Raw genomic sequence first — 10,105 nt, forward strand, 5'->3', positions numbered from 1 at the left:
GACAATTCCGTGATCGCGTCGGAGGCGTGTCGATGAAGGGCTCATTCATCGACCCCGGGTGGATGAATGAGCCCTTCATCGACAAGGCGCGGAGCGGTACACCGCGAGATCACACCCGCCGCCTTACAGTGCACCCGTGGCCGCGCGGATCAGTGAGCGAGAGGGCGGCCTGCTGCTGTTCCGGGTGGCGGGCATCCCCGTGCTGCTCGCGCCGTCGTGGTGGATCGGGTCCGCGATCGTGGTGGCGTTCTACGCACCCCTGGTCGACGACCTCGCGCCCGGAACGCCGCCCGGCGTCGGTCTCCTGCTCGCCGCGCTCTTCGCGGTGTTCCTGGGCCTCTCAGTGCTCGCCCACGAACTGGGCCACTGCGTTGCGGCACTGCGCCTCGGCCTTCCGGTCAGAAGACTGCGCCTCTACCTGCTGGGCGGCCTGTCCGAGATCATGCGCACGCCCGGCAAACCCAGCCACGAAGGCCTGGTCGCGGGCGCCGGACCGATCGTCTCGGTGGCGCTGGCGGTCATCTTCGGCATCGGCGCGTTCGTGATGGAACCCGGCGATGTCGTGTGGGTGCTGGTCTTCCAGGTCGCCGCGGCCAACGTCGCCGTCGCCGTCTTCAACCTCCTGCCCGGCCTTCCGCTCGACGGCGGCCGGATCGTCAGAGCCGGTGTGTGGGCCGCGACCGGGCAACGGGCGATGGGCACGCGTGTCGCCGTGGTCGGTGGTTTCGCCGTGGCCATCGCACTGGTGGCGTGGGCGCTGTACGGCGTCGCGGAAGGCGCGGAAGACCGCTGGCTGCGTCTTGGCGTGTGCGTGCTCACGGCATGGGTCGTCGTCGCCGGCGCGAGGAGCGAGCTCGCCAGCGAACGCCGCCGCACGTGGCCCGCCGGAGTCACGCTCAACGACCTGATCCTCCCGGTGCTCCAGCTCCCGGCCGAAAGCCCCGTCGCGGACGCCCTCAGCACGTCGGCGGGGCGCGGCGTGGTGCTGGTGCGAGCGGACGGCGTCGCAGCCGGGCTGCTCGACACCGAAGCGGCGCGAAAGCTCGCCGCCGCAAGCCCGTTCGCCCCAGCGGAGATGGCCGCCGAGCCGATCCTGCCCGAGACCGTGCTGCTCGCCGACGAGCCCGGCGAGGAGATCGTCGAACGCGTCCAGGGCACCGCCGCGTGGCAGTTCCTCGTCGTGGATCTGGAAGGCCGGCCGGCGGGCGTGCTGCGCAGGGAGGACCTGCGTGCGGCCATTGAGAAGGGCGTTTGACACCATTGCGCGGTGATTAGCGCAAGTGGACCGTTCCAGCCGGGTGACCGGGTTCAGCTGACCGACCCCAAGGGCCGGCACTACACGGTCGTTCTCGAGTCCGGCAAGGAGTACCACACCCACCGCGGCGCCATCCCGCACGACCTGCTCATCGGGCAGCCGGAGGGCTCCGTCGTGCAGTCGGTGGGCGGCACGAACTTCCTGGCGCTGCGCCCGCTGCTGCCGGACTACGTGCTGTCGATGCCGCGGGGCGCGCAGGTGATCTACCCGAAGGACGCCGCGCAGATCGTCATGTACGGCGACATCTTCCCGGGCGCGCGCGTTCTGGAAGCCGGCGCGGGCTCCGGTGCGCTGTCGTGCTCGCTGCTGCGTGCGGTGGGCGAGAAGGGCAGCGTCCAGTCCTACGAGGTGCGTGACGACCACGCGGTCCACGCGATCCGCAACGTGGAGACGTTCTTCGGCGAGCGCCCCGGCAACTGGTCGATCACGGTCGACGACGTGAAGAACCACGAGGGCGAGGTCGACCGGGTCATCCTCGACATGCTCTCGCCGTGGGAGGTCCTGCCCACGATCTCCAAGAACCTCATCCCCGGCGGCGTCCTCGTCGTGTACGTCGCCACCACCACGCAGCTGTCCGTCGTCACGGAGGCGCTGCGGGAGATGACGTGCTGGACCGAGCCCCACGCGTGGGAGACGCTCGTCCGCCCGTGGCACGTCGTGGGTCTGGCGGTGCGGCCGGAGCACCGGATGATCGCGCACACGGCGTTCCTGCTGACCACGCGCAAGCTCGCGGACGGGGTGACGGCGCCGAAGCCGCAGCGCCGCCCCAGCAAGGGCTGACACAACGCGCGAGGGGCCCGCACTTCGCCCTGCCGACCTTCTCGATGCCGCACACCTTCCAGTCGCCGCTCTCCTTGGCCAGCTTGTAGATGATGCTGGCCGTCACCGACTGACCGGGCTTGCTCGGGTCGACGAGACCCGAGACGCTCTGCGTGAACGTGCCGGTGCTGCCCGAGGTCTTCACGTCCGTCACGGTCATCGACACACCCGGCTGCGCCTTGCCGGTCTGCTGCTTCATGTTGGGGTACTCCGCCGAGCACACCAGGGACTTGACGTCCTCCGGCTTGCTGGTGCCCGCGCGGACGCCCTTCTGCAGGAGCTCGGTGAACTCCTCCGCGACGTCCTTCGCGTCCGAGTCGCCGCCGCTCGACGAGCCCTTCGACGGCGTGGTCGGCTTCGAGCCGTTCGTCGGGGAGTTCGTGTTCGTGTTGGTGTCCGTCGACGCCGTGTAGGTGTTGCTGGGCTTGTCGTCGCCCGACAGCAGCACCGCGGCCGTGACACCGCCGCCGACCAGCACCAGCACACCGACGATCACGCCGATGATCAGGCCGGTGTTGCTCTTCTTCGGCGGCGGGCCGCCGAAGCCGCCGGGGCCGTAGCCGGGCTGCTGGCCGTACGGGTCCTGGCCGTACGGACCGGGCTGGCCGTAGCCCTGCTGCGGGAAACCGCCGCTCGGCGGGCCGAACTGGCCCTGCTGCGGCGGCTGCTGCTGCCCGTAACCGGGTTGCTGGCCGTAGCCGGGCTGCGGCGGCTGCTGCCCGTAGCCCGGTTGCTGCGGCGGCTGCTGCCCGTAGGGGTTGGGCGGCTGCTGGCCGTACGGGCCGGGCTGCTGCGGCGGGTAGGTCATCGAAAATCCCCCGATGTGGACGTGGTCATGTCTTCGTGCGGCATTCCGCGGATCATTTGGTCGGGACCTGCAAGTCCGGCAGCTTGAGGTCCTTCGCGAGCGTGCAGAACTTCCAGTCGCCCGATTCCTTCTTGAACTTCACGGTCGTGTCGAACGTCTTGGTCTCGCTGCCGAGCGTCACCGTGGTGGAGACGGCCACGTCGCCGGACGCGGTCGCGCTCTTCACGACCACCTTGGGCGCGGGCATGTTCTTGAGCTGCTCCATGAGCTTGCGCTGGTCCGGCGTGAGCTTCTTCTCCGCGTCCTCGGCTTCCTCGATCGCCTCGGCGCACATCATCGACTTGGCCTTGCTCTCGTTCTTGGCGGCGCCCGCGGCGTAGTAGGCCTCGGCGGCCTTCTTCACGTCGGCCGAGTCGTCACCGCCGCTGCTGCCGGAGTCCGAGGACGAGCTGGAGTTGCTCGACGAGGAGTTGCCGCTGAGCAGGACCGCGGCCGTGACACCGCCGCCGACGAGCACCAGCACGCCGATGACGACGCCGATGATCAGGCCGGTGTTGCTCTTCTTGGGCGGCGGCGGGCCACCGAACCCGCCGGGCTGGCCGAACGGCTGCTGACCGTAGGGCTGCTGGCCGTAACCCGGTGGCGGCTGCTGGCCGTAGCCGGGCTGCGGCTGCTGGCCGTAGCCGGGAGGGGGCTGCTGGCCGTAACCCGGCTGCTGCGGCGGCTGCTGCCCGTACGGACCTCCGGGCTGCGGCTGCTGCCCGTAGGGGCCGGGCTGCTGCGGCGGGTAGGTCATCAAAACTCCCCGGTGCGGATGAGGTGATCTTTTCGGTGGACATTGTGGTACTTCGCGGACCGGCTCGCGGCCGAATGAGACCTAACGACACGCACGAGTGGTTGTGCACACGTTGTGCTGTTGCCAAAACCCCGCGCGAAGGCCGCGTCTGATAACGATTGCGGCAACTCCACCGGGAATCGACCGCGATGCACTGCGCTGTCGGGGTGGTGAGCCGTATGCGAAGGCAGAACCACCCGGTTGGCCGCAGGCTCTCCAGTCGTGCTGGAGGTGCGGCAGAGCCGGACCTCCGACGAGCGCGAACGAGGTGTGTTGCGGTGCGTGACCACCGATCGGCCCATCCGATCGTCCACCTGGTGGGACGACGGCGTGTTGGCGCCCGTAGCCGGGCCGAGAGCCGTACCAGACGTGTTCGCGGTCGTCCGAGGGTGGTCGCGGAGCGTGGGGAGCGGGCGCCCGGCCGGGTGCTCCCATGACCCTCTCCTCGGACTTCTCGCAGGTCGATCGGCGTGTCACAGGACGAAACGCCGGTCGCGGTTTCTGGGACGCACCGTAGCGGGTAGGTGGTTCCACCGAACACCGAGATGGAGCAGTTGACCTCTGTTGGAGGCTGGACCGTTGCGTCACACGAGCGAAGATGATGTTGTGAGTACACGATTTTGTCGGTGATCGCCGGTACCGTAATCGGTACGAACACGGGAGGAGGGTGCCGACATGCAGCACGGTCATCCCGGCAGCCAACCCGATGAGGGTGGCGAGCTGAACCAGGGCAACAATTCTGCTGAGCTGACAGCGCAGATCAGGTTCCTCGAGGACGAGATCGCGTCGTTGCGTCGCAAGCTGACCGAGTCACCGCGCCACGTGCGGTTGCTCGAGCAGCGCTTGGCTGAGGCGACAGAGCGCGTCAGCCAGCTGACCGAGCGAAACACGAAGCTCATAGACACCCTCCGCGAAGCACGAAGCCAACTGCTCGCGCTGCGTGAGGAGGTCGACCGGCTGGCCCAACCCCCCAGCGGGTACGGCGTCTTCATGGCGCGCTTCGACGACGGAACGGTCGACGTCTTCACGTCCGGCCGCCGGATGCGGGTCGCCGTGTCCCCGGCGGTCGAGCCGGAGAAGCTGTCGTTCGGCCAGTCGCTGCGCCTCAACGAAGCGCTGACCGTCGTCGAGGCCGGCGGGTTCGAGCGCTCGGGTGAGGTCTGCGCACTGCGGGAGGTGCTCACCGACGACGAGGGTGAGGACACGATCGCGCGGGCGCTGGTCGTCGGCCACGCGGACGAGGAGAGGGTGGTCTGGCTCGCCCAGCCGCTGCTCGACTCGCCGCTCAAGCCGGGCGACTCGCTGCTGGTCGACTCGAAGGCGGGCTTCGCCTACGAGCGGGTCCCCAAGGCCGAGGTCGAGGACCTCGTGCTCGAGGAGGTCCCGGACATCGACTACAGCGACATCGGTGGCCTCTCCCGGCAGATCGAGCAGATCCGCGACGCCGTGGAGCTGCCGTTCCTGCACGCCGACCTCTTCCGCGAGTACGAGCTGCGCCCGCCCAAGGGCGTGCTGCTCTACGGCCCTCCCGGCTGCGGCAAGACGCTCATCGCCAAGGCGGTGGCGAACTCGCTGGCCAAGAAGGTGCGGGAGATCCGCGGCGAGACGGACAAGCAGGCCAAGTCGTACTTCCTGAACATCAAGGGCCCCGAGCTCCTCAACAAGTTCGTCGGTGAGACCGAGCGGCACATCCGCCTGATCTTCCAGCGGGCTCGTGAGAAGGCGTCCGACGGCACTCCGGTGATCGTGTTCTTCGACGAGATGGACTCGATCTTCCGCACCCGTGGTTCCGGTGTGTCGTCCGACGTCGAGACGACGATCGTGCCCCAGCTCCTCGCCGAGATCGACGGCGTCGAGGGCCTGGAGAACGTCATCGTCATCGGCGCCTCCAACCGTGAGGACATGATCGACCCGGCGATCCTCCGCCCCGGCCGCCTCGACGTGAAGATCAAGATCGAGCGACCGGACGCCGAGGGCGCGAAGGACATCTTCAACAAGTACCTGACGCCCAACCTCCCGCTGCACGCCGACGACCTCGCCGAGTTCGGCGGCGACCCGAAGGCCTGCATCGAGGGCATGGTGCAGCACACCGTGGAGCGCATGTACGAGGAGTCCGAGGACAACCGGTTCCTGGAGGTCACCTACGCCAACGGTGACAAGGAGGTCCTGTACTTCCGGGACTTCAACTCCGGCGCCATGATCCAGAACATCGTCGACAGGGCGAAGAAGGCAGCGATCAAGTCGCTGCTGGACACCAAGCAGCCCGGACTCTCCGTCCGGCACCTGCAGGCCGCCATCCTCGACGAGTTCGCCGAGAACGAGGACCTGCCGAACACGACGAACCCGGACGACTGGGCTCGCATCTCGGGCAAGAAGGGCGAGCGGATCGTCTACATCCGCACGCTCGTCACCGGGAAGAACCAGGACGCCGGCCGCGCGATCGACACGGCCACGAACACCGGCACCTACCTGTAGGACGGCTCGAAACGAAACCGCCCCGGTCATCTCGGCCGGGGCGGTTTCGTGTTCCGGGCGGACAGGGCGAGGATGGTCAGCCGTGGCCGTCCAGATGGCGCTCCATCCGCCACATGGCCAGCCGGGCCTCCTCGTCCGCGCCGGTCCCTCGCGGGTTGCCGCGCCGGAGCTCGGCGGCTTTGCGGCTGATCCAGAGCTGTTTGCCCTCGGCCTCCCCGGCACGCCACCCCCTCGAGAAGCAGCAGGAGTCGCGCTGCTCGACGGGAACGTCCATCGGCCGCGGAGCCAGTCGCAGGTCGCCGTGTTCGGTGGCGATCTTCTTGGCGGCGGCGTGCGTCACGACGTAGTCCGGCTGCTCCTCGCACGGGCCGGGATGCGGAGGCACGTACGGCCCTTTGGGCAGTGCCATCATCCTGCGGTCGTGTTCCGGCAGTTCGTCGCCGAAAGCGCGGTCGATCGCCATCGGACGGCCGTCGCCCACCTTGTTGCGCAGCCACCAGTCGGCGTCCGTCAGCCGGTTCAGCGCCTCCTGCACCGCCGGCGGGATCTTGCGGCCCCACCGGCTGTCGATCAGCGCCTGCCGGATCTTCATGGCCTTGCGCCGGTCCTCGGGCGTGCGGGCGGTGAGGTCGGGCGGCCAGTACTGCTCGGGCCTGCGGCGTTCCTGCCGCGGTTCCTGCTTCTCGAAGGCCTGCGCGACGTCGTCGCGGTGGTCGATCCACCACTTGGCGTCCACCAGTGAGGTGAGCCGTGCCCAGTCCATGTCGGACATGGCGAACTGCCACTTGTCGCCCCAGCGTGCGCGGACGTACCGGTTGCGGATGTCCACCGCCCAGGCCTGCTGGCGCGGACTGCCCGTGGTGAGGTCGGGCAGCACACCGTCCCATCGGACACGGCGCATCGTCGTCGCTCCGTCAGTCGGTTGATCGCCGGACCCCGCCACGTTAGCCGGGGCAGGATGCCCGTTGACCCGTAACGGCGAATCCGCTGTTCCGGATGCGCGCCGCGGAGGAACATTCGACGCGATGGGCTCGCGGAGAGGGGATTGGCGTTGCGAGAACACTGGTCCTGGCCTGCGATCACCGCCGCGGGCGGGCTCGGCGCGTTCACCGGCTTGGCCTTTCTCGTCAACGCGATCGTGTCGCCGGATGGTGCGGGGGCGTTCGAGTTCGGCGTCTGGTCGGCTGTGATCGCAGGCTCCGCGGTCGTCTTCGTGTTCCTGTTCTTCCACGCCCTTCAGCTCGCGACCGGCTGGCGCGAGGCCGGCGCGCGCGGCCTCGGCCCACTGCTGTGTTACGTCGCGTTCGCCGCGGCGATCGTGGCCTTCCTGTGGGTGGGTCGCGGGCCGATCACGCAGCTGCGGCCGGCCGCGGCGCTGGCGGTGTCGCGGGTGCTGGTCGTGGTCGCACTGACCGCGGCCGCGCCGACGGTGCTCGGCCTGTGGCTGGTCAACACGCGGCTGCAACGGATCTCGCGGGCGCTGTCAGCGCCGACGAACCCGCCGACCCGAGCGGACGCCGTGCTCGCCGATCTGATCGGCTGCCGGCGCGCCGTCGGCGTGTGCCTGACCGTGCTGGCGACGATCATCACCATCGCCGTGGTCGGCTCGGGTGCTCAGCGCAGGGCGTTCCTCGCCACCGGTGTCCCGCCGGAGAAGTTCCCGCCCGAGTGGGTGCTGCTCTACGGTGCCCTGTTCACCGCGATCTCGCTGCTGCTCTACGTGCCCACGTTCGTGGCGTGGCGCACCCGCTGCATGATGTTCGTGGATCAGTGCTATCCGCTGCCCGCCGACGCCCGCCCGACCGCGGAGTGGGTCGACGGCCGAACGAGGCTCATCGGCGTCCTCGGCGCGGATGTGACCGTCGCGAAGAGTCTCACCGCCGCCTTCGGCCTGCTCGCGCCTCTCGCCGTCAGCGTGCTCAGCGTCGTCGTTCCCGGGCTGAAGTGAGCCCTAACCCACGAGGCCGGACTCGTACGCGGCGATCACCAGCTGGGCGCGGTCGCGGGCGTGCAGCTTCGCCAGCAGGTTCCCGATGTGCGTCTTCACCGTGCCCGTGCTGACGTGCAGCGCGGCCATGATCTCGGCGTTGGACAGCCCGCGTGCGATCAGCTGCAGCACCTCCTTCTCCCGCTCGGTCAGCACTTCGAGGCCTTTGAGCACCGGAGACGACGGCTTCCGGACGAACTCCGAGATCAGCCGGCGCGTCACCGACGGCGACAGCAACGACTCGCCCGCGGCCACCACGCGGATCGCGGCCAGCAGCTCGGCCGGCGGCGTGTCCTTCAGCAGGAAACCCGAGGCACCGGCCCGCAAAGCGCCGAACACGTACTCGTCCAGGTCGAACGTCGTCAGCACCAGCACGCGAGGGCCGTCCAGCAGCCGGGTGGCCTCGATGCCGTCCATCTCCGGCATGCGGATGTCCATGAGCACGACGTCTGGCGCCGAAGAAGAAGCCAGGGCAACAGCTTCCGCACCGGTACCGGCCTCGCCCACCACGGTCAGGTCGGGCTCGTTGCCGACGAGCAGCCGGAAGCTCGCCCGCAGCAGGGCCTGGTCGTCGGCGATCAGCACACGGGTCATCGGATCGGCAGTTCCGCCACGACCCGGAAGCCGCCGTCGGGACCGGGGCCCGCGCTGAACGTGCCGCCGTACACCGCGACCCGTTCGCGCATCCCGATCAACCCGTGTCCCTCGCCCAACTCCCGCACCCCCGGCCCGTCATCGGTCACCTCGACGCGCACCGACTCGGGCGTCACGGAGACGACCGCGGTGCACGAGGCCGGTGCCGCGTGTTTCACGACGTTGGTCAGAGCCTCCTGCACGATCCGGTACACCGACAGCCCGGCCCCCTCCGGCACAGCGGCGTCCCCGCGCACCTCCAACGAGACCCGCACGCCCGCCAGCGACGCGCGATCGGCCAATGAGGCCAGCCCGTCGAGACCGGGGGAGGGCGCCAGGTCCGCGTCCGAGCGCAGCACGCCCAGGAGCCCGCGCATCTCGGTCAGGGCGGCACGGCTCGTCGAGGAGATGACGTCCAGAGCCTCGTAGGCGTGCTCGGGTGAGCGCACGTGTGCGGCGTTGGCGGCCTGCACGGCGATCAGGGAAAGGTTGTGCGCCACCACGTCGTGCAGTTCGCGGGCGATGCGCAGCCGTTCGTCGGACAGCGCCTGCTCGGCCCGCTGGGACGTCTCCCGTTCCAGGAACGACCGGCGCATCCTCGTCGTGTAGCCGATCACCCAGACAGCGCCCATCGCGGCGATCACGACCAGCACGTTCTCCGGTTCGCCGCCGGACACGCCGGAGATCGCGACCACCGCGACCACGAGTCCGGCGAGCGACCACGTGCGGGAGCGTTCGACGGCCACGGTGTAGAGCGCGAAGCACACCGCCGCAGTCGGGGCGCCGAGCGCCTGGGTCGGCAGCACCTGGCCGATCACCACCGCCGTCGTGGCGGCCGTGGTGACCGCCAGCACGGGCACCGGCCAGATCCGCCGGACGGCGACGGGCAGCGCGACGGCGGCGGCGCAGGGCAGGACCAGCCACCACGGCTGATCCCGTTGTTCCACCATCGCGTACGCCACGAGCACGCCGATCACCACCGCGGCGGCGATGTCGACCAGGTAGAGGTGCAGTCGTGCGATCACGGGGCCGACGCTAGCGAGCACCCGGCCGCCACGCCTCGGACCACGGTCCGATTCACGAGTTCGGCCCTCGGTCCGATCCGCTCGACGCCAGGACGGCCGACTCTCTTCCGCATGATCGAGGTGCGGAACCTGACGAAGAGATACGGCGACACGACAGCGGTGGACGACCTGTCGTTCACCGTCCAACCTGGACGGGTGACCGGGTTCC

Annotated in this window: 8 protein-coding genes and 1 pseudogene; 5 read left to right on the forward strand and 4 right to left on the reverse strand. The window is 69.4% G+C overall.

All coding sequences use genetic code 11. The features are described 5' to 3' along the window. Window positions 1-136 precede the first annotated feature (136 nt). A complete protein-coding gene (locus tag UK23_RS34370) occupies window positions 137-1,255 on the forward strand; it encodes a site-2 protease family protein (RefSeq protein WP_231114811.1) in 1,119 nt (372 codons plus the stop codon). Window positions 1,256-1,270: 15 nt separating this feature from the next. Then, window positions 1,271-2,095, forward strand: coding sequence for a tRNA (adenine-N1)-methyltransferase (locus UK23_RS34375; protein ID WP_196778011.1), 825 nt, complete (start codon window positions 1,271-1,273; stop codon window positions 2,093-2,095). 899 nt (window positions 2,096-2,994) lie between these two features. Here the strand turns inward: UK23_RS34375 and UK23_RS49225 are convergent. Beyond that, window positions 2,995-3,738, reverse strand: a complete 744-nt coding sequence (locus UK23_RS49225) for a hypothetical protein (protein ID WP_052685322.1) — start codon at window positions 3,736-3,738, stop codon at window positions 2,995-2,997. A 714-nt stretch (window positions 3,739-4,452) separates the two neighbouring features. On the opposite strand from UK23_RS49225, the gene arc reads away from it, so the two are divergent. Further along, complete coding sequence (gene arc / locus UK23_RS34390) at window positions 4,453-6,252, forward strand: proteasome ATPase (protein WP_045315903.1); 1,800 nt, start codon at window positions 4,453-4,455, stop codon at window positions 6,250-6,252. 76 nt (window positions 6,253-6,328) lie between these two features. Here the strand turns inward: arc and UK23_RS34395 are convergent, their stop codons facing one another. Then, on the reverse strand, window positions 6,329-7,153 hold the full coding sequence (locus UK23_RS34395; protein ID WP_045315904.1) for a hypothetical protein: 825 nt from the start codon (window positions 7,151-7,153) through the stop codon (window positions 6,329-6,331). 150 nt (window positions 7,154-7,303) lie between these two features. Between UK23_RS34395 and UK23_RS34400 the strand changes: the two genes are divergently transcribed. Then, the gene (locus UK23_RS34400) at window positions 7,304-8,200 is read left to right on the forward strand and encodes a hypothetical protein (protein WP_231114812.1); all 897 of its coding nucleotides are present in this window, start codon (window positions 7,304-7,306) and stop codon (window positions 8,198-8,200) included. Window positions 8,201-8,203: 3 nt separating this feature from the next. On the opposite strand, the gene UK23_RS34405 is transcribed toward UK23_RS34400, so the two are convergent. Both UK23_RS34405 and UK23_RS34410 read right to left on the reverse strand, forming a co-directional pair. Beyond that, on the reverse strand, window positions 8,204-8,833 hold the full coding sequence (locus tag UK23_RS34405; RefSeq protein ID WP_045315906.1) for a response regulator: 630 nt from the start codon (window positions 8,831-8,833) through the stop codon (window positions 8,204-8,206). Then, window positions 8,830-9,897: a sensor histidine kinase gene (locus UK23_RS34410; protein WP_156213596.1), complete on the reverse strand. Its 1,068-nt coding sequence runs from the start codon at window positions 9,895-9,897 to the stop codon at window positions 8,830-8,832. Before UK23_RS34410 ends, UK23_RS34405 begins: the two co-directional genes overlap by 4 nt. Window positions 9,898-10,008: 111 nt before the next feature. Here UK23_RS34410 and UK23_RS54165 point away from each other — a divergent pair. Continuing rightward, window positions 10,009-10,105: pseudogene (locus UK23_RS54165) on the forward strand (ABC transporter ATP-binding protein); the annotation flags it as partial.

The organism is Lentzea aerocolonigenes (genome assembly GCF_000955955.1).
GTDB lineage: Bacteria > Actinomycetota > Actinomycetes > Mycobacteriales > Pseudonocardiaceae > Lentzea > Lentzea aerocolonigenes_A.

Coding starts and splice junctions, on each gene's coding strand:
- UK23_RS49225 (WP_052685322.1), bottom strand. CDS start 3,738: ATGACCTACCCGCCGCAGCAGCCCGGCCCCTACGGGCAGCAGCCGCAG.
- arc (WP_045315903.1), top strand. CDS start 4,453: ATGCAGCACGGTCATCCCGGCAGCCAACCCGATGAGGGTGGCGAGCTG.
- UK23_RS34395 (WP_045315904.1), bottom strand. CDS start 7,153: ATGCGCCGTGTCCGATGGGACGGTGTGCTGCCCGACCTCACCACGGGC.
- UK23_RS34405 (WP_045315906.1), bottom strand. CDS start 8,833: ATGACCCGTGTGCTGATCGCCGACGACCAGGCCCTGCTGCGGGCGAGC.